Source organism: Pseudomonas sp. TWP3-2, from assembly GCF_049897765.1.
Classification (GTDB): domain Bacteria; phylum Pseudomonadota; class Gammaproteobacteria; order Pseudomonadales; family Pseudomonadaceae; genus Aquipseudomonas.
The window spans coordinates 197,319-220,145 of record NZ_JAFCWW010000001.1 but is presented as its reverse complement, the minus strand read 5'-3'; the positions used below and the strand labels follow the sequence as shown (position 1 = coordinate 220,145).

28 protein-coding genes are annotated in these 22,827 nt (G+C 53.0%); 18 read left to right on the top strand and 10 right to left on the bottom strand.

Annotated features, from left to right (window positions below; translation table 11 throughout):
• Positions 1–34: 34 nt before the first annotated feature.
• Positions 35–292 (top strand): ogr/Delta-like zinc finger family protein, encoded by a 258-nt coding sequence (locus ACP7EE_RS00970; protein WP_008084736.1) that lies wholly within the window; start codon positions 35–37, stop codon positions 290–292.
• 67 nt (positions 293–359) lie between these two features.
• Here the strand turns inward: ACP7EE_RS00970 and ACP7EE_RS00965 are convergent, their stop codons facing one another.
• Both ACP7EE_RS00965 and ACP7EE_RS00960 read right to left on the bottom strand, forming a co-directional pair.
• Positions 360–545 carry a hypothetical protein gene (locus ACP7EE_RS00965; RefSeq protein WP_426232897.1) on the bottom strand — a complete coding sequence of 62 codons (186 nt, stop codon included), beginning with the start codon at positions 543–545 and terminating at the stop codon, positions 360–362.
• A 103-nt stretch (positions 546–648) separates the two neighbouring features.
• Positions 649–1,017 carry a helix-turn-helix domain-containing protein gene (locus tag ACP7EE_RS00960; protein WP_426232895.1) on the bottom strand — a complete coding sequence of 123 codons (369 nt, stop codon included), beginning with the start codon at positions 1,015–1,017 and terminating at the stop codon, positions 649–651.
• 87 nt (positions 1,018–1,104) lie between these two features.
• Here ACP7EE_RS00960 and ACP7EE_RS00955 point away from each other — a divergent pair, with 87 nt between their 5' ends.
• The 16 genes from ACP7EE_RS00955 (at position 1,105) to ACP7EE_RS00880 (ending at position 15,680) form a co-directional block, all read left to right on the top strand.
• A complete protein-coding gene (locus ACP7EE_RS00955) occupies positions 1,105–1,305 on the top strand; it encodes a DNA-binding protein (RefSeq protein WP_426232893.1) in 201 nt (66 codons plus the stop codon).
• Between the two features lie 29 nt (positions 1,306–1,334).
• Positions 1,335–1,814: a YmfL family putative regulatory protein gene (locus tag ACP7EE_RS00950; protein WP_426233412.1), complete on the top strand. Its 480-nt coding sequence runs from the start codon at positions 1,335–1,337 to the stop codon at positions 1,812–1,814.
• The gene (locus tag ACP7EE_RS00945) at positions 1,811–2,176 is read left to right on the top strand and encodes a hypothetical protein (RefSeq protein WP_426232891.1); all 366 of its coding nucleotides are present in this window, start codon (positions 1,811–1,813) and stop codon (positions 2,174–2,176) included. The genes ACP7EE_RS00950 and ACP7EE_RS00945 overlap by 4 nt, the downstream gene beginning before the upstream one ends.
• Before the next feature lie 73 nt (positions 2,177–2,249).
• Positions 2,250–2,501, top strand: coding sequence for a hypothetical protein (locus ACP7EE_RS00940; RefSeq protein ID WP_102685915.1), 252 nt, complete (start codon positions 2,250–2,252; stop codon positions 2,499–2,501).
• On the top strand, positions 2,498–5,284 hold the full coding sequence (locus tag ACP7EE_RS00935; RefSeq protein WP_426232889.1) for a toprim domain-containing protein: 2,787 nt from the start codon (positions 2,498–2,500) through the stop codon (positions 5,282–5,284). Before ACP7EE_RS00940 ends, ACP7EE_RS00935 begins: the two co-directional genes overlap by 4 nt.
• Before the next feature lie 15 nt (positions 5,285–5,299).
• Complete coding sequence (locus ACP7EE_RS00930) at positions 5,300–5,590, top strand: hypothetical protein (protein WP_426232887.1); 291 nt, start codon at positions 5,300–5,302, stop codon at positions 5,588–5,590.
• Positions 5,591–5,686: 96 nt separating this feature from the next.
• Positions 5,687–5,950: a hypothetical protein gene (locus tag ACP7EE_RS00925; RefSeq protein WP_426232885.1), complete on the top strand. Its 264-nt coding sequence runs from the start codon at positions 5,687–5,689 to the stop codon at positions 5,948–5,950.
• Positions 5,947–6,642 (top strand): HNH endonuclease signature motif containing protein, encoded by a 696-nt coding sequence (locus tag ACP7EE_RS00920; RefSeq protein WP_426232883.1) that lies wholly within the window; start codon positions 5,947–5,949, stop codon positions 6,640–6,642. Before ACP7EE_RS00925 ends, ACP7EE_RS00920 begins: the two co-directional genes overlap by 4 nt.
• Positions 6,635–6,877 carry a hypothetical protein gene (locus tag ACP7EE_RS00915; RefSeq protein WP_426232881.1) on the top strand — a complete coding sequence of 81 codons (243 nt, stop codon included), beginning with the start codon at positions 6,635–6,637 and terminating at the stop codon, positions 6,875–6,877. Before ACP7EE_RS00920 ends, ACP7EE_RS00915 begins: the two co-directional genes overlap by 8 nt.
• Positions 6,878–7,057: 180 nt before the next feature.
• On the top strand, positions 7,058–7,297 hold the full coding sequence (locus ACP7EE_RS00910) for a hypothetical protein (protein WP_426232879.1): 240 nt from the start codon (positions 7,058–7,060) through the stop codon (positions 7,295–7,297).
• A 91-nt stretch (positions 7,298–7,388) separates the two neighbouring features.
• The gene (locus ACP7EE_RS00905; RefSeq protein WP_426232877.1) at positions 7,389–7,601 is read left to right on the top strand and encodes a hypothetical protein; all 213 of its coding nucleotides are present in this window, start codon (positions 7,389–7,391) and stop codon (positions 7,599–7,601) included.
• The gene (locus ACP7EE_RS00900) at positions 7,598–8,746 is read left to right on the top strand and encodes a site-specific integrase (protein ID WP_426232875.1); all 1,149 of its coding nucleotides are present in this window, start codon (positions 7,598–7,600) and stop codon (positions 8,744–8,746) included. Before ACP7EE_RS00905 ends, ACP7EE_RS00900 begins: the two co-directional genes overlap by 4 nt.
• A 328-nt stretch (positions 8,747–9,074) precedes the next feature.
• On the top strand, positions 9,075–10,397 hold the full coding sequence (locus ACP7EE_RS00895; protein WP_426232873.1) for a tyrosine-type recombinase/integrase: 1,323 nt from the start codon (positions 9,075–9,077) through the stop codon (positions 10,395–10,397).
• 912 nt (positions 10,398–11,309) lie between these two features.
• Positions 11,310–12,290: an integrase domain-containing protein gene (locus tag ACP7EE_RS00890; protein WP_426232871.1), complete on the top strand. Its 981-nt coding sequence runs from the start codon at positions 11,310–11,312 to the stop codon at positions 12,288–12,290.
• Positions 12,287–12,565, top strand: a complete 279-nt coding sequence (locus ACP7EE_RS00885) for a hypothetical protein (protein ID WP_426232869.1) — start codon at positions 12,287–12,289, stop codon at positions 12,563–12,565. Before ACP7EE_RS00890 ends, ACP7EE_RS00885 begins: the two co-directional genes overlap by 4 nt.
• A gap of 316 nt (positions 12,566–12,881) precedes the next feature.
• Positions 12,882–15,680: a hypothetical protein gene (locus tag ACP7EE_RS00880; protein WP_426232867.1), complete on the top strand. Its 2,799-nt coding sequence runs from the start codon at positions 12,882–12,884 to the stop codon at positions 15,678–15,680.
• A gap of 172 nt (positions 15,681–15,852) precedes the next feature.
• Here the strand turns inward: ACP7EE_RS00880 and ACP7EE_RS00875 are convergent, their stop codons facing one another.
• The 5 genes from ACP7EE_RS00875 to ACP7EE_RS00855 all read right to left on the bottom strand — a co-directional run bounded on the left by ACP7EE_RS00875 (position 15,853) and on the right by ACP7EE_RS00855 (position 20,346).
• Positions 15,853–16,062: a KTSC domain-containing protein gene (locus ACP7EE_RS00875; protein ID WP_426232865.1), complete on the bottom strand. Its 210-nt coding sequence runs from the start codon at positions 16,060–16,062 to the stop codon at positions 15,853–15,855.
• 33 nt (positions 16,063–16,095) lie between these two features.
• Positions 16,096–18,000: an ATP-binding protein gene (locus ACP7EE_RS00870; RefSeq protein WP_426232863.1), complete on the bottom strand. Its 1,905-nt coding sequence runs from the start codon at positions 17,998–18,000 to the stop codon at positions 16,096–16,098.
• A complete protein-coding gene (locus tag ACP7EE_RS00865) occupies positions 17,963–19,273 on the bottom strand; it encodes an SIR2 family protein (protein WP_426232861.1) in 1,311 nt (436 codons plus the stop codon). Before ACP7EE_RS00865 ends, ACP7EE_RS00870 begins: the two co-directional genes overlap by 38 nt.
• Before the next feature lie 434 nt (positions 19,274–19,707).
• Positions 19,708–20,133 (bottom strand): type II toxin-antitoxin system HicB family antitoxin, encoded by a 426-nt coding sequence (locus ACP7EE_RS00860; RefSeq protein WP_426232859.1) that lies wholly within the window; start codon positions 20,131–20,133, stop codon positions 19,708–19,710.
• A gap of 30 nt (positions 20,134–20,163) precedes the next feature.
• Positions 20,164–20,346, bottom strand: coding sequence for a type II toxin-antitoxin system HicA family toxin (locus ACP7EE_RS00855; protein ID WP_420646802.1), 183 nt, complete (start codon positions 20,344–20,346; stop codon positions 20,164–20,166).
• A 466-nt stretch (positions 20,347–20,812) separates the two neighbouring features.
• On the opposite strand from ACP7EE_RS00855, the gene ACP7EE_RS00850 reads away from it, so the two are divergent.
• Entirely contained in the window at positions 20,813–21,088 is a 276-nt protein-coding gene (locus ACP7EE_RS00850; RefSeq protein WP_426232856.1) for a DUF3077 domain-containing protein, read from the top strand.
• 84 nt (positions 21,089–21,172) lie between these two features.
• On the opposite strand, the gene ACP7EE_RS00845 is transcribed toward ACP7EE_RS00850, so the two are convergent.
• From ACP7EE_RS00845 to ACP7EE_RS00835, 3 genes are all read right to left on the bottom strand, one after another.
• Positions 21,173–21,853 carry an RES family NAD+ phosphorylase gene (locus tag ACP7EE_RS00845; RefSeq protein WP_426232854.1) on the bottom strand — a complete coding sequence of 227 codons (681 nt, stop codon included), beginning with the start codon at positions 21,851–21,853 and terminating at the stop codon, positions 21,173–21,175.
• Positions 21,850–22,260, bottom strand: a complete 411-nt coding sequence (locus ACP7EE_RS00840; protein WP_426232852.1) for an MbcA/ParS/Xre antitoxin family protein — start codon at positions 22,258–22,260, stop codon at positions 21,850–21,852. The genes ACP7EE_RS00845 and ACP7EE_RS00840 overlap by 4 nt, the downstream gene beginning before the upstream one ends.
• Positions 22,261–22,357: 97 nt before the next feature.
• The gene (locus ACP7EE_RS00835; RefSeq protein WP_426232850.1) at positions 22,358–22,621 is read right to left on the bottom strand and encodes a type II toxin-antitoxin system RelB/DinJ family antitoxin; all 264 of its coding nucleotides are present in this window, start codon (positions 22,619–22,621) and stop codon (positions 22,358–22,360) included.
• Positions 22,622–22,827 lie beyond the last annotated feature (206 nt).

Here is a 22,827-nt window from a genome sequence, read left to right as displayed (position 1 = left end):
ATAGTGGCGATTGGCTGCCCTGGGGAGGGACACAATGCGAGTTGAATGCAAATGCGGACACAGAGGGCGGATCGCTTCGAGAGAGAAGCTTTCCACGGAGTTTGCGAAGTTGTACTGCCAGTGCCTGGACGCAAAGTGCGGCCACACATGGGTGGCGAACTTGACGTTTTCGCACACGTTGAGCCCGTCGGCTCAGTCATTCGAAAGGATGTTGTTCGATCATTTGCGGGACATGCCCAGGGCGAAACAGCGGGAGCTGTTCGAGCAACTGGGTTCGCAGGCGGTGGCGTGAGACGCAAACCGCCGAATCAAGGATGTCGGCGATCAGATACATCTACTGAGCTATCAGCGATCGGAAATCAACTGGCTTCCGCCTCATCCGGGACGGTTACAAGTGCCTCAGTTAGGCGCCGCAGTTGCTTTCGGTCCTGCTCATTCAACTGACGGTAAAGCCCGATCAGGCTACGTTCAATTTTCGAAAGTGCGTGCCACTCAAACTCAACAGCTTGGGCATGGCCATTCTCGATTTTTGCGCGATCCAACATGCTCACTACTCCATATAAGTGCATTGCTGAATCGACGTTATCGGGACGATAAATGGCTTTGAAACTATGAGGGCGACGAATGACATACATGTTTTGTTACAAGTTAATTCGAACTCTTTGCTACGTCGTCGGCGATCGCCTGCAGGAATCGACGCACAGATTTTTGGTCGTCGAGAGGAATGCTGCGATAGCGCTTAATCAGAACTTCTTCATCGTCACTCAAGGCACCAGCACGCTCAGGCGTCCGGGCTCCGGTGACGACGTAGAGGACATCAAGACCCACAGCGTGCAAGGCCTTCAGATAGCCAGTATCCGGGCGACGCTCATCGCGCTCATAGCTGCCCTGGGTGTTTCGGGTTACTCCCCCAATCTGGGCCATTTCTTCTTGTTTAAGGCCCAATCGGACCCGTTCTTCGCGCAAGCAATCGCCAGCGCTCAACTCCGAGAGCCCTACCGGTGACAAATTTTTCAAACTCTAGCCCCTTTACAGGACAAATAAACTGGTCATAATCGGCGCTGTACGAACACGAACCCACACAAACGCACACGAGCCAACACTATGCCCGCCCCCCTAACAACCGAGCAAGCCCGTGAGTCTCTGGATCGCAAAGGAATGAGCATTGCGGAGTTTTGTCGCATTCACTCGCTGAATAACAATTTGGTCAGCGACCTTTTGAACGGTCGTAAAAAAGGTCGCCGTGGGGAGGCACATCGCGCCGCCGTATTACTCGGCATCAAAGACGGCGTGATCGAACAGTAATGGCACTGGGCCACAGGGAAAAGCAGAAGATGAAAAGCTCAGTTCTAAAGACTCGACGTCAGGTAGTCAGCGCAATTATCTGCGCGTACCCAGGCGGACGCGAATGCGCAGCGGCGCGTATCGGTCTGTCACTCAAGAAGTTCGATAACCACGCCTACGAGAACAACAACAGCCGCCCGTTGACCGACGCGCAGATTTATCAGCTCGAGCTCGAGGCCGGAACGACCTTTTTGCCGGAGTACATCACGGCCATGTACAGCGGCATGTTCGTTCCTGTAGCTGAGCCCGATTCATTGGACAACGTCGAGATGTACGCCCGATGTGTCCAGGCTGCCGCCAAGAAGGGCACCGTCGACCACCTCATTGCCGAGGCATTGAAAGACGGGACCATCAACGAAGCCGAGGCTGAAGCAATCCTTCACGCTGACACGCTGCATCTGGCAGCCAGGCACGCCGAGGTTCTGGCGGTCATCCAACTGCACGCGTCGAAAGCGGGGAAATCCAAATGACTCAGTTGCCGGCAGTACAGGAATATCAGGACGTGCTCAAAGCAGCAGCGCTTGTGTTTTTGGAGCGTCACCACTGTGAACACCTGGGCGACGATCAACAGTTGTTCGACCGCGCCGTGCAGCACCTGGTCAGCGACTATGACGCGCTCACACAGACCGCTGAAAAATTGGTGCATTTGGCCTGCAGCGATATGTCCGCCGTTCGCGATCGGCAGCGCCTGGACATCGTCAGCAGCACGTCGACACACACCGTCATCATCGACCCGGCCACCGGCAACGCGTGGGCCGTCCCGGTCAGTTTGATCTACGAACGCATTCTCAACGCACCGGACAACGGTCGTTTCCGCGTAGCCGCACCGTAACCCCCAACCAATAAATCCGCCTGCCCCACCCCCGTGGGTTTGGGTGAGCTGCGCCCGAAATTGAGGTTTGACGATGGAAAACGCCCTGAACATCAACGCAAAGCTGCCGCCGGATCAAGCCCAAGCGCTCTTGGCAAACCTGCGTGAACAGTACCGTCTCAGCCTCAATGACCTTTGGTACGCAGACCAATACCGCTTTATCCCCGAGGGCCTGCGCCACGGTTCGATCCTTACCAACGATCCAGTGATGGCCGCTCGAAAACACCTGATCGGCGCTCTTGCCGGCGCTCTGACCCAAAGCCTCAAAACAGTGAAAAAACCATGAGAGACGATCTGCGCCTCGACGTCCTACAGCGCATCGAATCGGAGTTCGGCCTAAAACACCGTTCACCTACGAACTACATGCGTGGCGGCACCTGCCCAAAGTGCAACAAAAAAGAGCTGTACACCCGTTTCGATAGCCCATGGCAGCTGATTTGTGGTCGTCAGGAGAAGTGTGGTCACACGGTGCATGTAAAGGAGATCTACGACGATCTGTTTGAGGACTGGAGCAAGCGCGTACCCGCCACCGAGAGCGCCCCCACAGCGACTGCCCGGGCATACCTGGAGTTTGCCCGAGGCTTCGACATCTCGTTGATCGCCGGATGGTTTACCCAAGAAACGTTTTATTCCAGCCATGACCAGGCAGGCAGCGCAACGGTGCGTTTCGCCTTGGAAAAGGGCGGGTACTGGGAACGCCTCATCGACCGGCCTGCCCGCTTCGGCAAGATGAAGGCTCGCTTCAAACCAGGTGAAACCTACCGTGGCGTGTGGTGGTGTCCGCCGTGCGTTGATCTGCTTGAGGTCAACGAGATCTGGATTGTTGAAGGGATCTTCGACGCAATCGCACTGGTGCACAACGGCCTTTCTGCCGTCTCGGCGATGTCCTCGAACGCCTTCCCTGAGGAGTCGCTGAAAGTGCTAATGCGCGATCGCACCGACAAGTTGCCGAAGCTCGTTTGGGCGTTGGACAACGAGCCAGGCGCACATGCCTACACCCGACGCTGGGTCCGCCAGGCGCGTGAAATGGGCTTCGTCTGTGAAGCAGCACAGATCCCGCAACGCGACGGCCGGAAGCTCGACTGGAACGATCTGCATCAGCGCTGGGCCTTCATCGAAGGTGATGAAAAACGAGCCGCCCAAATCGCTACAGAAATCAAACAGATTCGCCACCAGGGCGCGCTGCTGATCGCTGAAAGCGCTGCCGAGAAGGCGTTGCTGATGTACGACTGGAACAAGCGCGGCGAATTCCACCTGGGCTTCGGCAACCGCCTCTATTGGTTCAAGTTGGACATGGAGAAATACAACCGTGCCGTGCAGGACCTCGAAGACAGTGAAAAGCACGACGAGCAGCTGCTGAACCAGGCGCAAATGCGAGAAAAGGCACTGCAGCAATCCGGCAGCGTGGTGGAGATCGCCAACTGCTACCCGCAAGCCCTGTACTTCCAGCGGAACGAAGTCACCGACGAGTCTTGGTACTACCTGCGCGTGGACTTCCCCCATGACGCCGGCAGCGTCAAGAACACCTTCACCAGCGGCCAGCTCGCCGCCGCCAGCGAATTCAAAAAGCGACTGCTCGGGATGGCCGCTGGTGCCATGTATACCGGCAGCGGCCAGCAACTGGACAAGCTCATGAAAGACCAGCTCTACGGTATCAAGACGGTGTCCACCATCGACTACGTGGGCTACAGCAAGGAATACGAGTGCTACATCTACGGCGACGTGGCCGTCAAGGATGGCAACGTTTACCCGGTGAACAGCGAGGACTACTTCGAGTTCGGGAAAATGCGCCTCAAGACCCTACAGAAGGGCGTGCCGGTGCAGCTGCAGCGCGATGCTAAAGGCTACGACGAGGAATGGCTGCGCTTGCTCTGGATCTGCTTTGGCACCCAGGGATTGGCGGCCTTGCTGTTCTTCTTTGGCTCGTTGTTCTGCGAACAGATCCGAGCCCGGTATCAGTCGTTCCCGTTCCTCGAGGCCACCGGTGAAGCCGGCGCCGGCAAGACCACCTTGCTCAACCTGCTGTGGAAGCTGCTCGGCCGTGAAGGCTACGAAGGGTTTGACCCGATGAAGTCCACCAAGGCCGGCCGGTCGCGCTTGATGGGGCAGGTGTCTGGAATGCCGGTCGTGTTCCTCGAGGCCGACCGCCATAGCGAGGATAAGGCGCACGCCAAAACTTTCGAATGGGACGAGCTGAAAGACTTTTTCGGCGGCGGCACGCTGGCGACCAAGGGCGTCAAAACGGCGGGCAACGAAACCTACGAGCCTCCGTTTCGCGGCACGATCGCAATCAGTCAGAACGCCGCCGTGGTTGCTCACGAAGCGATCATGACGCGCATCGTAAAGCTGCACTTCATTCGACCGACCGTCACCCCTGAAAGTCGCGCTGCAGCGGACAAACTGAACGCCCTGGACGGAAAAGCGCTCAGCCACTTCCTGCTGCAGGCAGTACGCAAAGAGGCCGAGGTGATGGACCTTTTCAGCAAACGCTTTCCTGAACACGAAACCAAGCTACGCCGGCTGCATACCCATTGCTTCGCATGTGACACCCAGTTCAAGGGTGATGGTGCCTGCAGCAAGTGCGGCAATAGCCTGCGGGGCTACATCGGTGTCGAGCGAATCATCAAAAACCACGCTCAGCTGTTCGCCTTACTGGATGCCATCCGCCTGGTCACCACCTTGACCGAAGTGCAGGTCAACGCCACGCGCCGGCAGATCGTCGAAATGGCGATCGAGCGGCAGAGCACGACCAACGCTGACCACAGCGCCGTTGCCGAGTTTTGGCAGGTTTATGACTATCTGGAATCGATCTACGACGAGCCCCTGGTCAATCACAGCAAGAACCCCGACGTCATCGCCATCAACCTCAACGAGTTTGCCGAGCGTGCAGCAGAACATCGCCAGAAGCTGACCGATGTCACCACGCTAAAGGATCTGCTCAAGGAGTCCCGTAGCCACAAGTACCTGGACTACAAGGCGGTAGACAGCGCTGTACGGTCAGCGCAAGCACTCAAGAACCCAATGGTCACCCGTTGCCCCACCGTCAAATGCTGGATTTTCAAAGCCTGATCAGGAGGCAAATCGATGCAAATCCAAGTGATTGTTGAGCAGGAACGGGACAACGCGATCGAGGAGATCCGCCGGATCCACGCGGTAATGGCCCAGCTGGGTTACGAGGGCAGAACAGTGTTCGCCGAAGCCTACGGCGCTGACGGCCTGGTCCAGATCCTTGAGGTTCGTGGCAGCGGTGGCCAAGGGGAAATTCTGGTCATGGACTGTTCACGCGAACAGATCCAGGCAGTCCTGGAATGGCAGTCCTGCGACGACGAAGGGGAGTTTGAAGATCTGGTGATTCACCTGGTGCGTAAGGCCTGAGCCAAGCACCAGTTTCTAACGCCGGCTGGGCCGGTAATTGAGTGGTGTCGAGGAGTTCGTACCTCCCCGGCACCAACCACCACTGAGGGCAACACCATGCAAGCACAGCACCAAAGCAGCAGCGACTCGAAGGCTATCACATTGCCGGCCGGCGGCGTGCAGGAGGCTCGCCACTTGATGGTCATCCGCATCGTCGGTACCGCGCTTTTTGACTACCAGTTGCGCAAGACACCTGACGCCCGGATCCGTCTCGAATCCCTGACCACCATGGCCCATCTGCTCGGTGACCTCACTGCAACCGAGGCTGATGTGGTGGCCCAGCTGTTGGCCAAGCCCACACTGTTTGGAACTTCCGTATGAACCCAATTGCACAACAAGCGCTAGAGCGCGCCAGAGCAAGCACTGCTGATGCGAAACAAGGTCGGTCGACCACCCGCCGGCGCTTCTGGACAACGGCCGAAACGGCGCGCCTGGCCACCCTGTATTCGGACACTCCAATGACTCAGCTTCAGGCAAAGTTTGGACGTCCAAAGTCAGCGATCTATGGCAAAGCGAAAGAGCTCGGATTGAAGCGCAGCGCAGAGTTTCTGGCGGGCGAGCATTCGGGTCGGCTTCGTAGCAACGACAACCCCGGTGTGGCCACTCGCTTTCAAAAAGGTCACGGAACCTGGAACAAGGGTAAGCCATTCGCCGCCGGTGGCAGATCTGCAGAGACACAATTCGCTTCGGGCCGGCTGCCGCACAACCATGTTCCGATCGGAACGGAAGTCATGGCCACGGATGGATACCTGAAAATCAAAGTTGCCGAACCCAACACGTGGGAGTGGACACACCGACGCAATTGGGAAGCGGTCCACGGACCAATAGCGACGGGTTTCCTCCTGGTTTTCAGAGACGGTGACCATAACAACTGCAACGTCGACAACCTTGAATTGATAACCCGGGGCGAACTCATGCGGCGCAACACCATTCACCGATACCCGGAAGAACTCAAATCGACTATTCGCCAACTCGGCAAACTCAAGCGCGCAATTGGGGCCGCTCATGAATAACAAAATGACGGATCTACGAAACCACTTGTTTGCCACCTTGGAAGCCCTTCAAGACGAAGAGAAGCCAATGGACATTGAACGAGCGAAGGCGATCGCCGAAGTAGGGAAAGTCCTGGTGGACTCCGCGAAAGTGGAGGTCATGTTCATCAAGGCAATGGACGGCGACGCCAAAAGCACCGGCTTTATCGAGTCTGAAAAGGAACTGCCGAATCACCCCCGAGTGACGCACCAATGACCAGCTCGACCACGCCAGCAACAGAAAGAATCCGGCCTGCAGTGGCGAGCCAGCGGCTTGATCTTCCCAGCGTCTGCGATATCTGCGGCTTCGCTCGCTCGATACGCCGACATCAGGCCTGCAGCAAGCTACGGCAGCAACGGAAATCAAAGGAGTGGACGGCCATGATGGAAGAGAAGCTTGCTGCTCGAGCAGCTCGGGAGAAACGTTATGCACGCTGAGCCAGGAAATGAATTGCCGCAGGAGCTCCGGCCCCCGCAAACCATCAAGGGCCTGAAACGCCAAGCCACCAAAATAAAGAAAACGCGAGGCATTCGCCATGCGGAGGCTTTGGAGATCGTCGCTCAAAGCATGGGTTACACCAGCTACAAGTCGGCACTGAATGATCTGGGAGACTCGGCCCTGGAGCCTAGCCAATAGATCTCAGATGTTTGTAATCCAACTTCTAATAACGAAGCCCCGGCCGCAGCGCTAAACTGCCCGGGGTGCTCCAGCTTACTGAGGGCTAGCAATGAACTCCCGATCGGACAACGTCCTGGTATTCACCGACCTGCAGCGCATAACCGGCTATCAACGCCGTTCTGACGTTGAACGGTCACTGATCGACCAGGGCGTTCGCTTGTTCCGTGGTCGCACCGGGCCCTGGACAACGTTGGACCTGATCAACCAGGCCGCCGGCATGAAGCCAACCGCAGCAGATCGATACGACTCCGACATCCTATGAAAAAAGCACGGAAGCGGAAGCATAATCCGCACATTCCCGCCCATATCGACCAGGCCGCTCTCCCAGCGGCCGTTTACTTTGACCAGAGAAACGAAGGGGTCTGGTACACACTTCATCGCGACGAAACTGGTATTCAGCGCCGGCGAAACATCGCGCCGGCCGATGTCTCCTTGGCCGATCTGCATCAGATCATGGACGAGGCATCTAACGTCGACCGTGGAACGCTTCGCTACGTTTGCACGCAGTTTCACGAGAGCGATCGCTATAAGAAGCTCAGCCCAAAAACCCATAGCGATTACTGCTACTCGCGTGATGTTCTGCTTACGTTGCCCACCAAACTGGGCAAGCCGCTGGGTGATCTGGCGGTGCGAAAGTTTAGTTCTGCCCTGGTGCAACGAATCGTGGATCGGTTAGCGGACGAAGGGACCCCGTCCAAAGCCGCGCACGCCCTTCGCTATCTACGTCGTGTACTGCAGTGGGGTCGCAACCGCGGCTATCTGGAAGCAAACCCCGCACTGGGCATCGAAGCCCCAGTCGAACGAAAACAGCGCCGCCTTCCAAATCATCAGGTCATGGACACGCTCATCGATCGGGCCATTGCACGGGGATTGCTGATTCGTGGCGAGAAAGGCGGCTGCCCCGAATATCTCGGTTACGTCATGGAGCTGGCCTATCTCTGTAGGCTACGCGGAATCGAAGTCGTTACCCTGACCGACGCGAACGAGCTGGACACCGGAATTCTAACCAACCGTCGAAAGGGCAGCCGGGACAACATTGTTCGCTGGACACCGCGCCTGCGAAAAGCTTGGGACCATGCGAAGGCCTATCGCGCCAAGGTATGGGCTAAACGCAAAACCGCGATACCGATTGCGCCGTCACGCCGCAATATCATCGTCGCCAGCCATGGCGGCCCGCTTCGCAAGTCAAGCCTGGATACGGCGTGGCAACGTTTCATCACACTAGCTCTGGCCGACGACATCATCACGCCGGAGCAGCGGTTCGCGCTTCACGACCTGAAACGACGTGGCATCACCGACACGGTGGGCACGCGAGCGGACAAACAGGAAGCCAGCGGCCACCGTGACCCGAAGATGATGGATGTCTACGACCACAGCATACCGACCGTTTCCCCTTCCGCAGATTGAGCAAATCAGACGTAACAAGCGACACAGGGCCCGCCATATACGCGGGCCTTGGCGCGTCTGGACGTAACAAGGAATCACGTAACTCATTGATTTATATATTTGAAGCACCTTCCTTGTAATCAGTAGGTCCCGGGTTCGACTCCTGGTGCCGGCACCATACAAGGTTCCAGAGAAGGCTTTCAAAATCTCTGGAACCCCCGAAAAACCCGCCTTCTGGCGGGTTTTTTCGTTTTAGGGTTTTGTCGGGTTACGTCAAAATCTGGTGGATTCCAGCCGTTTTAGGGGTAATGTTAGGGGTAAGGTAATTCGATAAAGGGGGAGTACCCTTATGTCGCGCACCACTGCTCCACTCTCCGATTCGGCTTGCCGCTCAGCCAAGCCCACCGACCGCACCTACAAGCTTTTCGACGGCGACGGCCTCTACCTTCTAGTCCAACCCAATGGCCGTAAAGGCTGGCGTCTCAGGTATGTCAAACCTGATGGACGCGAAGGACTGACCTCGTTCGGCAGCTATCCCGTGGTCGGCCTCGCCGATGCGCGCAACAAGCGCCTGGAGGTCAAGCGGATGCTGGCGAATGGCATCGACCCCATAGAGACCAAACACCAAGCCAAGACGCAGGCCGCAATCAAAGGCCGAACCTTTGAAAGCGCCGCACTGGACTGGCACAAAGCGATGTCTGCCAAATGGGCTCCGGGCCATGCCAAGACCGTCCTGAGCCGCCTCAAAACCCATGTCTTCCCGCTGATCGGCGCTCGCTCTATTGTCGATCTGGACACCCATGACCTGATGCAACCTCTGGAAGCGATCCAGAAACGCGGCACGATTGACGTCGCTTTAAGGGTACAAAACTATCTACAAAGCATCATGCGCGAGGCGAAACGTGCTCGACAGATCGCGGCAAACCCTGCCTTCGACCTTGAAGGTTTGATCAAAGCCCCGAGGGTGATTCACCGCCCTGCTTTACCCTTATCGCGTCTGCCTGAATTGCAGGAGCGTATCGACACCTACAGAGGCCGCGCACTTACTCGGCTGACGGTCATGCTCTCGCTGCATGTGTTCGTCCGCTCCAGCGAACTGCGCTTCGCCCGCTGGAGCGAGTTCGACCTCAAGCGCGGCACCTGGGAGATACCGGACACTCGACCCGCATTGGACGGAGTACCCTTTTCAACAAGGGGTACGAAGATGGCCGGGGACATCCACCTTGTACCCTTATCGCCGCAAGCCGTGACTCTGCTTGAACAGATCCACGTCCTCACCGGCAAATTCGACTTGGTGTTTGCAGGCGATGCCAAGCCCTGGAAGCCCATGTCTGAAAACACGGTGAACAGCGCACTCAGAAAGATGGGCTATGACACCAAAACCGAAATCTGCGGGCATGGGTTTCGTTCGATGGCCTGTAGCGCACTGATTGAGTCAGGCTTGTGGTCGGAGACAGCCATTGAACGGCAGATGAGTCACAAGGAGCGCAATAACGTCCGCGCCGCTTACATCCACAAGGCAGAATTCATCGAGGAGCGCAGGCTGATCATGAACTGGTGGAGCCGGTATCTGGAGGCCAACCGGCAGGAGCATGTCACTCCACACGAATTTGCGAACCAGACCGGAGCGAACGTCACTCGCCTAAAAGCAAAACGTGGCGCAACCGAGTAAGCGCTCGGTCTTCATATCTCATTGATCCGCTTGTCCACGCGGGTCCATCCAAACAGGGCTGCAAAGCCGCCCTGCTTGGATGGACCTCACTTAAAAATGTAAAGCCCACGCAACTGTCTGTGGAAAACCACAGATTTCCACCGGTGGATAATTTCATCCACAGCTGCAGAACTCCCGAAAAATCGAGTCTTGACCCGAATTATCCACAGGCGTAGAAAAGATCGGGCAAAGCGCTGTCGTTGACAGCAACCCAGATAGCCAGAACCTTTAAGGCTACGCCACACCGTGGTGGTTCTCCCAAAGTGCGATTAGCGTCCGGCAGCTCGCATGGTCACAGTAATGTGATGGATGCCTACTTTTACCAGTGTGCCCACTGCGGCAACTCATTCCCTTTCATAGCTGCCCTGCAGCAACCTATCCACTTGGCCATTTCCTTGCGCCAACCTGCGCCCGTCTCTTTCTTCTGGAAAGAGACGGGCGCTCCAACCGCTGCCGCAGCCCAACTCGTACAAGGCTTTGCGGCATCCCCCCTCGTGACAATCGGTGTGACAAACACCGAAAAGTCACCAGCAACAGCGATGCAGATGATGGTGCCGCAGCCCACGGAATGGACTGCACCTGACTGACAGTCAGGCATGCCACAGTCATCGCATCACTGCCTTCACCCGACTCAGGATCTCGCAGCATCGGTCTCGTCAGCCAGTGCAGCCTCCACCCGCCCACTTCCTCGGAAGTGTTCAGGAGGCCAGATCATGAGATGCCCAAGCTCCCGGTCGTAAGGAGCCGCCAGTCCCGCGTTGGTGGACAACCCTCACAGGTCGCAGGGGCCTTGATCCCTGATAACACTCAACATTCTTGGTGGGATGACGTGGAGAAAGTTTTAAAAGTTTTGGCTTCGAGAGGAGTTCGATCATGGCACTGGTGGGTAAGCGAGGTGGCCGCAATTTTGGCTTTGGCCGACAACTGAGTTATGCCGGGCCGCAGGCGCTGAAAGATCTATTTGGCGGCGGGCATTACGGCACGGTCAAGGCGCACAGTGATCGATGGCAAGCGTTTGTGCGCTGGTGTCGCTCAGATGATGGACCAAGACTCAACGATGCGCGGCAGATAGATCGCCAGATCTTGTCGGATTACGCGGCGCATCTACGTCACTTAGTCGAGCGCGGCGACCTCGCTATCGCCACCGCACAAAACCAATTGTCCAGCGTCAACCGAACCATGGCGGCACTTCGCGGTGATCAGTATGTGAAGGTGCCGAGTCCGAGCAAGGCGTTGGACATGCAGCGCACCACCATCCGCACGACAGTTCCACAAGGCCAAGACCGCGAACACATGCAGCGGATCGTCGACGTACTTTGCGAACACCAGAAGCCGCGCGCCGCGGCCATCGCTCAGTTGGCGCGAGCCACCGGCATGCGCTTACGTGAGGTCATTTTGGCGGACCTACCCCGTCTAAAACGTGAAGCCAAGCAATTCGGTAAGATCAACATTCAGGACGGCACCAAAGGTGGCCGCTCTGGCGCATCAGCTCCTCGTTGGATTACGGTAGATGATCATATTCGTGACGCGCTGAGGTTTGCCGAACAGGTCTCGCCCGACGGTAGCCGCAACCTGCTTGCCCCGAACGAAAGCTACCTCGATTTCCAACGGGGAATCGTTCGCCCCGCCCGACACATCCTCCATCAGCACAACTTAAAAGGCTTCCACGAATTGCGGGCAACCTATGCGTGCGAACGCTACGAGCAAATCACCCACCATCTCGTGCCCATCAATGGTGGCCGCTGCTATCAGCTCGACCGACACCTCGATCAGGAGGCCCGAGTGCAAATCAGCTATGAGCTGGGACACGGTCGTATTGACGTGGTGTCGGCATACATTGGTGGTCGAACATGAGCAAGCCATTCAATATGGAGCTATTCCTGGCAGGAGTTTTGACCGGGTCACATGCCACGCGCCAGCGCCACCTGCGTCAGGCGAAGGCTATCCAATCCGCAATCTCGGAGCGTTGGCAACGCGACCCCCCTTGGGCTTGGCAGAGAAAACACCTTGCCTGGTTTCTCAATCACCACCTAAACCGGCACAGTGAGTCGACGCGCTATTACTATTTCCTGACCGTGCAACTGCTCACTCATCGATTAGAAAAATCATGGGGCTTCAACCACCACTAAACGGGAGGCAGAAAACGACCATTGCCGCCACTCAAGCTTCGTCTGCCAATGGCTTCACAGCGTGAATGGCGCTGCGCTATGGGCAGCTCTAAATGGTCACCACGGCACGTTCTCTCCTGAGCCAAAACTCATGAACGAAGCAGTGCCTATCTAAAGTTACTGACTGCGGTCGGCTAAAGCGGCCGCTTTGCACCATTTTCTGTTCTACTCATGGGACGGTTCTGCGGTAAAACTGACGTAAGACTCGATCTGCGGCTGGTCCTAACGGGATCATAAATATATTTAGTTTGTATTTCTCTAGATTAAGGGGGTAGGTTTGGAACTGCTGAAGCGGGCATTTATAAACAGCATAGTTCAGGATCTGATAACACTGAACGGAACTGAGTTCGAATATTTTTGCCTCCCTATATTTGAGAAACTAGTAGGAGAGGTAGCGATACACAAGGGGAGTAACCTCTACGCAAAGCCGATCAGTCGAACAGTCGATTTCTCTACAGACAATTTTAATATCGTGGGGCAATGTGGTACTGATGAAGGATATTTCGATTCATTTGCTAGTGATTTTGATGAGATCTTAAAACTTAAAATCGAGAACACTAAACCTATTAAGGATATTAATTCAGCCCTCAAGAACAGCAGTCAATGCCAAGAGATATATCTATTTGCAAATCAAGAGGCAAAAGCAGGGCGTCTTGACAAAGTTGACAAATTGATTCGGCATTTGGCACTGGGTAGGCAGGTAAAAGTTTATGACTCGGAGAAAATCGCCGAAATTGTATCAGATAATGTAGGTGATCAAAGATTTGTCGTAGAGTTACTAACTTATTTACCTCGTGCCTCAGCCCTCTATTCGGCTATTTCGAAAGCAAACGAGCTTCCTGTACTTCCCGCAGAATACATATCTCGCCAACCTGAAGCGGACATAATCAATCTGGTAAAGGGAAGCAAAACAACAGCGCTGTATGGTTTGAGCGGTATCGGTAAAAGTAAGTTAGCTCTATCTGTTAGCCATCGTTTGAAAAACACTTTTGATTCTGTAGTTTGGATAGACGCGTCAGTAACTGAAGCTTTTGACTTTGGATCTGTAAAAGTCAGTGGGTATGATAAAAATCTAAACCTTGCCTATATTTGCGAAAAATTTTCAGTCTTAGTAATTCTCGACAATATCTCCGGCGATGCAGGCGAGTTGGAAAACAAATTCAAAGCTTTCGCAAGTGAAGGAAGTCGACTTCTTATAACGTCAATTGAGAGAGTTCTGGATAAATCGCGATCTTACCAAGTCTCAGAGATGAGCGATGCTGAGTCGCGAGAATTGATCAAGAGCTTAATCGATTTAAATGATTGCTTTGTCGAACGTATCATCAGCCAAGTGGGTGGGCACCCTCTGTGCTTAGGGTTGGTATGCCAAATTATTAAAGAGGAAGAATTTGATCCCGAAGAGGTTGAGGAGTTTTTGGGTGAGATCGAACAGATTCCTGATGAGATCGTAGCCGGACGCTCGCAGACAATCTCCGATCTCGTAATCGGCAAGTATCTCGAGAAATTTAAAACTGAACTTTCCCTGATTGCACTTTTAGATGCTGAAATGGTAAGCAATTTCGCATTTAATAAACTGCTAGGAAGCAAGGCCTTAAGAAATTTGGAGAAGACCGCCTTGGTAGTCAGGTCTAGCCCAAATTATTCAACGATCCACTCAATTGTACTACTATCTGTTAAAAAAACAGTTGCACACAGCCCCGAAGTTGACGAACTTACATTCAAAATAGGCGAGTTACTTCTAGAGCAAAATGAGTTTAAAAATAGCGGTTATTATAGTTTTTGCGTACTACACAAACAGGTTTTAAAATCACTATATCATTCACCCTTGAATGAGCGCCATAGAAAAGCCATCTTGTATGCAATTGTTCAAGTTACAGACAACTTGGTTCATAAAGGTGAGCTTGTTCGGGAGATCGATTCTTTTGATTTAAGCGGCAATTCCCTAGAGGATCTTCTTCTACTTATAGAGTCGATGGAGCTTAAGTTAATCTCTATTGATCGCCCCACATCTCCTGAAGGCTATCATGTTGAAGCAAGACGTTCTATTGAGAGGCTAGGAAGTATTGAGAAAGGTCTTCAAGAGGGAACCGCATCAATGCTGCTTGTTAGGCATCATATTGCCAAGCTTGAGTATTGGGATGGTAATGCGGAAAGAGCTAAGCTGCTATTTGAAAACCTTCTCAACGACTATCCGGGAAGTGAGCAATGTATCTTGCAATTGGCGAGAATTGCTGACAACTCAAAAAATCTAGCCGAAGTGGAGCGCTATGTGAGCATGGTGCTAGATTCAAGTGCGAGCGAAGCGTCCTACTCGATTATTCTATCTTTTTACGACTTAATGGCAAACTCGAAGTACAAAAATCTTCGAGCCAAGTACATAGAGGCAAGGCTTGAGAAATTCTTGTCAGATATCTCAATAAACTTAAGATCATCTTTTGATCATCCATATCGGATATTGAGTCGACTGTCTAGCTATCTCGGCTTTGAGCTGCCGGACGCATTCAAAGAACTCAGCGAAGCGTTGCCGCCCCCTGACAATATTGATACTAATCAAAAACTCATGATGGCTTACGCAGATATTCAAGCCGCTCTCTATCGACTTTTCAAATATAAAAAATTTGAAGGAAGGGAAGCAAAACTTGACTACGCTTCGGGCCTGGCTAAACATTACTACAGTCATGCACTTCGTGATGGTAATGATTATGCCAGAGTAAAGGTAGCGAAATTCTATATTGAGATTGGCGATTTCGACGAGGCGGGTCGATTGCTCGATGAGGTTGAAAATTGTGATGCATTTTTCCACCAAGCTCGAGCTAAGCAGTTAAGAGGGCAGAAAAACTTTACTCTCGCGATAAATCAAATTAATTTGGCAATTGATAAGTTAGGGAGCGAAAAAAATCTAGAGCATTTTTTAATAAGCTTTTTAAACGACAAGGCAGAGATTTTGCTCGATTGCGACATAGATGAAGCTATAAAAATATTGGAACTGGCTATCTCCAAACAGTCGAATTTTAAAACTAAAGCTGCTTGGGAGCGTAAGTTAGGCTTTTGGAAGCAGAGGCGGGTGCAGGAGTAGCGTTAGCAAGTAGATATCGTGTTAAAAGTTAGCGTCACTGCACGCAGATACCCCATTTTTAATCAGGAGTAGATCCGTACCCTTTCCTGCTTAAAACCTCGCGATTCTGATCCTATGGATCAGAGTCGCGGGAGCACCACTGGCTCATTCAATAGAATTCGGAAAAATCAGCTCAAAGCTTGACACACGAATATCTATTTTTAATCTGCGAATGGAGATACGACCCTTTAGAGGCTGCATTTATTAATCCGGCATACTCGTATTCAGGAACAAATGAATATTGATACACTGCCCCATTATTAAATTCCACCTCAAGAATTTGCTCGTCGGCATCATAACCAATCGAACTCACATTACTAGATATTACAGACGTACGTTCCATCGCTTGTGTCTCCGGTTGTTTTATTGGGTGTGCTTAACCTGCAGTAGGATCCTGTTTGCGCCAAGCTTCGATCAGAGGCTTATAATTTTCACTTTGGACAGACTCAGTCCATCCACCGCTCCTTACACGCTCACCGTCTTCGCCCTTCGGTACGACGATTAAAGGATCGTCGCTTTCAGGACGCCTCCCTTCAGGAGGGCGATCTATGATGGCTCGTATCGGCATGTTAACGGCCTCACCCACTATTAACGCCTCCCCAGTACGGAGAACGGGAAGCATCGAAAAAAGCCCTTTTAGATTGTCAGATGCGCACGAAGTAACCTGTGACCGGTCCGAGTCGTTTGTTAAACGTAAGGAAATTACAGTACCGCACTGCGAGAGGATTGTGCTATCCACTTCAGATGGACGCTGGCTAACAAGCATTAAACCAACACCATACTTCCTCCCTTCTTTCGCAATGCGTCTTGCGGCAGCAGCAGCTCGGCTTTTTGACTGAGGACTGAGATATACATGCGCCTCTTCGAGTACGACAAGTAAAGGCCGCTGTCTGCCACCCTCCTGCTTCATTCGCCCCCAAAAGATTGCGTCGTACAATATCCTAAGTACGGCACCTATTAGGTCATCGACGACTGCCGTGGGTATACCTGACAAATCAAATACAGAAATAGGTATATCCGCACCTACCCAAGATTCGAGCAGCGCATCAAGATCAGCGGCAGTTGTACCATCGGTGTCTGGGGACCATGGTCCAGGGCGAAACAGAAATTGCATTCGCGGATCACGGAGTTTACTTTCTAAGCTATCGAGATGAGGACGTGGCAACTCTCCATAAAGTCCACCATAGATCTTTTCTGCACCTGCCTCCGTTGTAATTGGCCTGAATTTTGGGCGTAAGAGTTGCTCACTGTCCCCTACCGCCTTTACCGGAGGTACCCCATCTTCAAGATAAGCTCTCGTCGCCTCCGTTTGATTCTGGTTCTTACTTACTGTATGAGTTGCACTGTGCAACGAATATAAATCGTGCCAAAGCTGATACACGGAAAACGGTAGCGGAGTGTCAACAGTGACAGCGAGGTCGGGCAAACCATGCAGAGCACCTCCCGGTTTCGAGGTTCGCTTGTTAGATAGTAACTTTTCTTGTAACAAAACCAATGCCGTTCCGGTGACAGATCCCATTGCCATTGAGATAAATTCTTCGGCCGTGAGTGCCCAAAACGGGATATACAGCTCTCTTTCTCCTAAAGTTGGATCAGCACCAACTCGAAAAACTCGGGCTTGTTCACCAAAAGCATTCGCATACTCTCCATGAAGATCGAACAATACTACGCGAGCTGATTGGAAGCGTGAACGATCAGAGACAGCGCCCAGCAAATTTGCTACAGCATTCGACTTGCCTGAGCCGGTACTTCCAACCACAGCAGAGTGGCGGGTAACTAGTTTATTTATATCAAGATATGCACGAATTGATTCAGCACTTGCAACTCGACCAACAGCTACATAACCGTCGTCATCTTCGGGGGCATACACCGTTTTTAGATCAGACTCAGTGACAACATGGACTGAGTCACCTATCGACGGATATTGAGCAATACCTCGTTCGAATTTAGTTCCCCTTCGTCCTTGCCCTACGAGCTCGACTCGGAGCCAACGATTACCAAACTGTGTAGCAAGCTCTGGCGGACCAGGGGCAGCTCCAGCGCCAACTTGCGATATCACTCCGTATAGATCAACGTATCCAGACGGAATACGAACAAATCCGCCTACTTGCCCAACTCGATATGCTTCACCATGTACGAATAGAAGACCTGCAGGAGTGCTATCCGCAAGCTTTACGCTAATGCTTGATCCGTTAACATCCTCAACACTGCCTAGTCGGGAAGGATCAGAGTTTAAGTTAGCGCTACGCATCGTTGTTACTTCCACCGCATAGTTGTTCAAGAAACAGACCGAAATAGTGGAAATCACCCAACCGACTACGAGGCTGAAGTTCTTTTTGTTCGTCGACTCCCACCTCCTCTTCGGTCAACCACGGCAGATGCTCTTTTCCGCCAATAGTCCCAGAGCGATATCGGCCTACACGGTTCCCCACAACGGCTCCATCCCAAGCAAGAACGGTTAGATTACTTTGCTTAACTGCGTACTCGACAGCTCTGGAGTGTTGATCCAGACCTGAGTACATTAAGGCGAAGCATTGCGCATTGCGATTGCCTCGCAGTCCATCTAGTAAAATCTCGTTCAAATGTTCGTCGAGAAAAGAGTAGCCACACACAACTAGTCTTGGTGCATCCTTTCCTTGAAAAAAAGCTCTCAATCGGTCAAGCATAGCTAGATATGGCATGCGACGGCTTTGGTCGTATTTGAGGTGTGACGGAAAAATCATGACCTTACCGGCTTCAGCTTCCCGCGTAACGCGGACAACCCGTGTAACTTTCACTCCGTTTACTACTTCTTCGCTTTTCTCCCAGTTAACCGACCCGTGTAGTTTCCATAATCTCGTCCATCTGGAAGGTATTAGATCGTGCTCAATAGACGCTAAGTCGAACCAAGGCTTATGTGAGCCCACGAATCCATCAAAATGGGGAAGCGGATGCTGTTCAAATGCCTGTTCAAACAGAACATCATAATTTGGGGTGAATATTTCTATAGGCGCGTCACGATGGACGCCCCCCACCCAAGATGCAAAACGATTGTACGCATTACGGTACGCTGGCAATGGTTTATTGACTTCATCAAGGATGAGAGCACATATCACCTCGTCAAGATCACATAACTCTTTCTTGGTCATTCCTAAGACACTAGAACTCCCTCTACGATTCGCCAGCGTACGCAGCTCTGTGAGAACATCTTCAACAGTAGGAGACTTTCCATCGTCTGACTTGCATTCAGTACATAAGGAATCCCAATATTCCTTATACTTCGTAGTACCGCCCGCGTTTTCGTCGCTCGCTTTAAGTCCTATTGCAATGCGAGCTGTCAATTCTACAACCGCGGGAATCAATACAATACTTTTTATACCATTAGAGTCGTAAACACCCAAGGGACAGCCTGCGCCGACAAAACAGCCTATTCGCTGTTTATCGTCTTGCAGTACTTGCCTTAAGTTCCGGGCTTGTTGTGCTGCGTCATGGATAGCAGGTAAAACGCTATATTTAGGCGCACTCGCCTCTGGCGCCTTACTTAATGCAGAAACTGCGCTCGAATTATCGGTCACGGCCTTCAATTCCCTTGGTATTACCCTATTTTTTGCAGTGCCATCTGCCTCATCGATAGTGGCAAAATGAAATTGATATCACAACCACTTTTCTGCATTTAAGCTGTGGGCCTATTTTTACGGTAGGCTGCTCATGTTTTTTACGGACGTCTTGCCCAAAGGAAAAGATTTTTACTTGAACATTCAATTATCAAGTAGTCCCCCTCCGATCAGGGTAGTTTTAGGGGTGTGAAGAAAAACTGTTTATTAAAAAACCTATATTTTTTAATATGTTAACTGGGTAGTTCGACTCCTGGTGCCGCACCATACAAAACGAAGCCCCTGCAGAAATGCAGGGGCTTTGTTGTTTCTGGAATCTGACATTCCCGCCGATATGAAAAAAACCCTCAAATAGCTATTGCTCAAGGGGGCCGTTATTCAATGTGAGGTTGCTGCTAAGCAGCTTCCACCAAGATCGAAATCCGCCGCCCAAGCTGCTGCAATGCACGCTCAACATTCTCGATCTTTGAGTGATGCAGAAAATCGACCAAGCGATCGACCTGCGGTCGTTGTACACCCAAACGGCGCGCAAGCTCGGCTTTGCTCACGCCACACTCAAGTAGCGTATTCCACAACGCAACCTTCGCAGCGGTCAGCGCAGGCAGACGCAACACGGCATCACATTCCTGATCACTTGCTTGGCCGGTGGGAATCATCCGCCGATCATCAACGTAGATCGACAGGGCTGTTTCGATTGAATCAAGCGCGCTCGAAAGCGCTTCCCCGAGAGTATCGCCAGCGGCGTACATCTCTGGAATTTCTGCGCAGGACAACCAGACACTGCTCGGCTCCTCGTGTACTTCCAACGCATATTCGAACATTACGCTTCCTCTCATGGGTACAGCTGGGTCTCAATCCTTGAGGCCCAGCTGCTTGATTATCGATTTTCTCAACCCTTCACCCATCTCCTTGGCTCCGTGGTCGGGAAACACAGTTGATTTGCCGTTCAAGGAAACCTTGAAGTGACTGCCCTTGCCGGTTTGGAACTCCGCACCTTGGGCTTTCAACCATCGCCGAAACTCGCTGTACTTCATGTGCGTCACTCGCCGTTTCGGTAGAGCGACTCTGCAACATATTTGTTGCCCGTGCAACATAACTGTTGCACGCAAATAATTTGTTACACCCGCCACCACCCGGCCACGATTGCGCTCAACCCTGCCCAAAGCTACCTTCAACCCGTCGCTGCCAATTCAGCGACCGGGCCTGATAACCCAGGTAATATGTAGGCGCTTCAGCGTCCTAATCACGTTTGCCGGCGTTTTTTATGCCTGCGCATTCTTGCAATGGCGGCTGTGCGTGGGAGACCTTCGGGTCTGCCGGGTTCCTACATTTCCGGTTTATCAGCCTGCGTACAGCTGCCACCCATTCGCCTGATAACGAATGCGGCAGCTCCAATGCAATGTAGGAGTCTGGACATGCAAGCTATCGAACGATCTACAATTTCTACCCTCGCGCCATCGATCATCCCCTTTCACCACCCAGCAAACGGAAGGTGAAGTCATGACCAATCCCCAAGATCTGAAAACCCTCGGCCTAACCCATTTCTCTTACCAATCCAACCACGCACTGTTTCGCACCAGCGCCGGCGTCCCGGTGACTACCGCCCTCTCCCACGCCTCGCATTTGCTGCACATCTCCAGACTGCTGACATCTGATACAGACGTCGCACGCGATCCAGACCTTCACGCCTGTGCCTCGCAGTACTTGCAGGAGTTAAGCAAGGCATTGATTGATGACGCGGTGAAAGTGCTCGGAGCATCGAGTCCAAAGCCATAAACCGACGCCCACAAAAAACCCTCGCATCTCTGCGAGGGCTTTGTGCAACAGCACCAACCAGTGCCCAGCACTCTGAGCAACTAATCAGACCTGGCTGACCTCGAATACAAACGAAATCTTGCGCAAACTCGCACTCCAAACATAACGCAGATGTTTACCCTGCTTCGGAATCGACACAGTCGGCGGGCGAAACGCGGCGACGCATTCATGGCCGGGCAAACGCACGCTGTCGTAGAGCAAGCCCCATGACAGGTTTTCGCGCAGTTGCCGGGCGAATGCCTGAGACGGGCCATAGGCATCTGGATCGGGCTGATGCAGATGCGGGAAGTCATGGCGGATGTCGTGCAGCGGTTTGATCACGCGATTGATGTAGGTGCGCATGGTCAATTCCAGATCGGCCTCGCTGGTCGCGGCGAGGAAGCGCTCCTGGTGATAGCAGGTCTCGGCGATGGCCGCGGCCTGGCTGCTGGCGGCGTAATACACACCAAACGTGCCGTCGGTGAAGCGGCTGCTTTTGCCGATGTGGGTGAACGCCGCCATCACCGGCGTTGAACCGGGGCCGGAGAGACGATCTTCAGGGCGCACGCGGTCGAGGACGCCGGCCTGGGCGATCAAACGATCATTGGTCAGCGCTTCGAGGGCGTAGGCGATTTCCAGATCCTCCGGGTCGAGCACATCTTCGAACAACGCAATCGGCGGGAAGCTGCTGTTGACGATCCGATAAGCACGCGGCCAATCCGGATCGACCAGCGCCGGCGCCTTCAACCGCGCACACCGTCGAGATAACGACGTACGTCGGCGATGTCCACCACCCGCCCGGCGAGCATGTAATCCAGCGCGGTTTGACCGTTGAACGGCGCGGCAGTGTTCGGGCTACTAACCCACGTGTAGGCGCGCTCGCGACTGTTGCTGAAGATGATGCTCAGTGCCTTGTGAATACCCATCAGGTAGGAAATTCGCTCAAGCGTGTCGTGCGGCAGACGCACGTTCGGCGGCAGGTGTTTGTATTTGTAAAACGTCGTATTGCCGACCCCGCCCAGCAGCGTTCTTTGTTGCTCGGCGTTACAGCCCCAGCGCTCCATGAGGTTGAAAAAGAACTTCAGCGCGACACGACCGGCTTCGGGGACGTCGAGTTGCTCGCGTGGGGTCAGGGCTGGGGATGAGGTGGGCATAGGGTCGTCCAAAATTACTGCGCATACGTCAATGCTAGTACACATACGAATAAATGTTGAAAACCTATCCACAAATGTATCAAAGCCATTCTTCTCTTCACATATCAGGACACTTGAACATTTCCTCTATCAAATCGAAACGCTGGCAAATATTTCTGGCTTCTCTCATTGCACTTGCCGTCTTCTTTGAAGGTACTCGTACGTCAAAAGGCATTCGCTGGTTCGAAACGACCTGTAGGAGGAACAGTCGCATTGCATCTTCGATAGTGAGTCCGCAGACGTTAAAAACCTGAGTGGCACGCATCATTAAATCCTCATCAATGCGGCAACACACGTCTGTAGTTTTCGATAGCGCAGCCATTTCTCACCTCTGCCGATTGAGGTGCGATTTCCTGAGTTCCTGGTTCGCACGTCTTGGCCTTATTCCAGCCGCTTTGTCGTCGCCTCGCTATCAGCCCAATCCCAACTTCCCATACGACCCGTCCACAGTTCTCGCAGGTAAAACCCGCCCACCGTGTCAGCCATTTCCCTCAGCAAAACAGCCGAACGCCCCAAAACCATGCACTT

Excerpts from the sequence above, each read along its gene's own strand:
- ACP7EE_RS00915 (WP_426232881.1), top strand. The coding sequence starts at position 6,635 with ATGAATAACAAAATGACGGATCTACGAAACCACTTGTTTGCCACCTTG.
- ACP7EE_RS00905 (WP_426232877.1), top strand. The coding sequence starts at position 7,389 with ATGAACTCCCGATCGGACAACGTCCTGGTATTCACCGACCTGCAGCGC.
- ACP7EE_RS00885 (WP_426232869.1), top strand. The coding sequence starts at position 12,287 with ATGAGCAAGCCATTCAATATGGAGCTATTCCTGGCAGGAGTTTTGACC.
- ACP7EE_RS00925 (WP_426232885.1), top strand. The coding sequence starts at position 5,687 with ATGCAAGCACAGCACCAAAGCAGCAGCGACTCGAAGGCTATCACATTG.
- ACP7EE_RS00840 (WP_426232852.1), bottom strand. The coding sequence starts at position 22,260 with ATGCCCACCTCATCCCCAGCCCTGACCCCACGCGAGCAACTCGACGTC.
- ACP7EE_RS00950 (WP_426233412.1), top strand. The coding sequence starts at position 1,335 with ATGAAAAGCTCAGTTCTAAAGACTCGACGTCAGGTAGTCAGCGCAATT.
- ACP7EE_RS00965 (WP_426232897.1), bottom strand. The coding sequence starts at position 545 with ATGTTGGATCGCGCAAAAATCGAGAATGGCCATGCCCAAGCTGTTGAG.
- ACP7EE_RS00900 (WP_426232875.1), top strand. The coding sequence starts at position 7,598 with ATGAAAAAAGCACGGAAGCGGAAGCATAATCCGCACATTCCCGCCCAT.
- ACP7EE_RS00970 (WP_008084736.1), top strand. The coding sequence starts at position 35 with ATGCGAGTTGAATGCAAATGCGGACACAGAGGGCGGATCGCTTCGAGA.
- ACP7EE_RS00895 (WP_426232873.1), top strand. The coding sequence starts at position 9,075 with ATGTCGCGCACCACTGCTCCACTCTCCGATTCGGCTTGCCGCTCAGCC.
- ACP7EE_RS00875 (WP_426232865.1), bottom strand. The coding sequence starts at position 16,062 with ATGGAACGTACGTCTGTAATATCTAGTAATGTGAGTTCGATTGGTTAT.
- ACP7EE_RS00930 (WP_426232887.1), top strand. The coding sequence starts at position 5,300 with ATGCAAATCCAAGTGATTGTTGAGCAGGAACGGGACAACGCGATCGAG.
- ACP7EE_RS00855 (WP_420646802.1), bottom strand. The coding sequence starts at position 20,346 with ATGAAGTACAGCGAGTTTCGGCGATGGTTGAAAGCCCAAGGTGCGGAG.
- ACP7EE_RS00890 (WP_426232871.1), top strand. The coding sequence starts at position 11,310 with ATGGCACTGGTGGGTAAGCGAGGTGGCCGCAATTTTGGCTTTGGCCGA.
- ACP7EE_RS00860 (WP_426232859.1), bottom strand. The coding sequence starts at position 20,133 with ATGTTCGAATATGCGTTGGAAGTACACGAGGAGCCGAGCAGTGTCTGG.
- ACP7EE_RS00940 (WP_102685915.1), top strand. The coding sequence starts at position 2,250 with ATGGAAAACGCCCTGAACATCAACGCAAAGCTGCCGCCGGATCAAGCC.
- ACP7EE_RS00935 (WP_426232889.1), top strand. The coding sequence starts at position 2,498 with ATGAGAGACGATCTGCGCCTCGACGTCCTACAGCGCATCGAATCGGAG.
- ACP7EE_RS00850 (WP_426232856.1), top strand. The coding sequence starts at position 20,813 with ATGACCAATCCCCAAGATCTGAAAACCCTCGGCCTAACCCATTTCTCT.
- ACP7EE_RS00955 (WP_426232893.1), top strand. The coding sequence starts at position 1,105 with ATGCCCGCCCCCCTAACAACCGAGCAAGCCCGTGAGTCTCTGGATCGC.
- ACP7EE_RS00945 (WP_426232891.1), top strand. The coding sequence starts at position 1,811 with ATGACTCAGTTGCCGGCAGTACAGGAATATCAGGACGTGCTCAAAGCA.
- ACP7EE_RS00835 (WP_426232850.1), bottom strand. The coding sequence starts at position 22,621 with ATGGCTGCGCTATCGAAAACTACAGACGTGTGTTGCCGCATTGATGAG.
- ACP7EE_RS00920 (WP_426232883.1), top strand. The coding sequence starts at position 5,947 with ATGAACCCAATTGCACAACAAGCGCTAGAGCGCGCCAGAGCAAGCACT.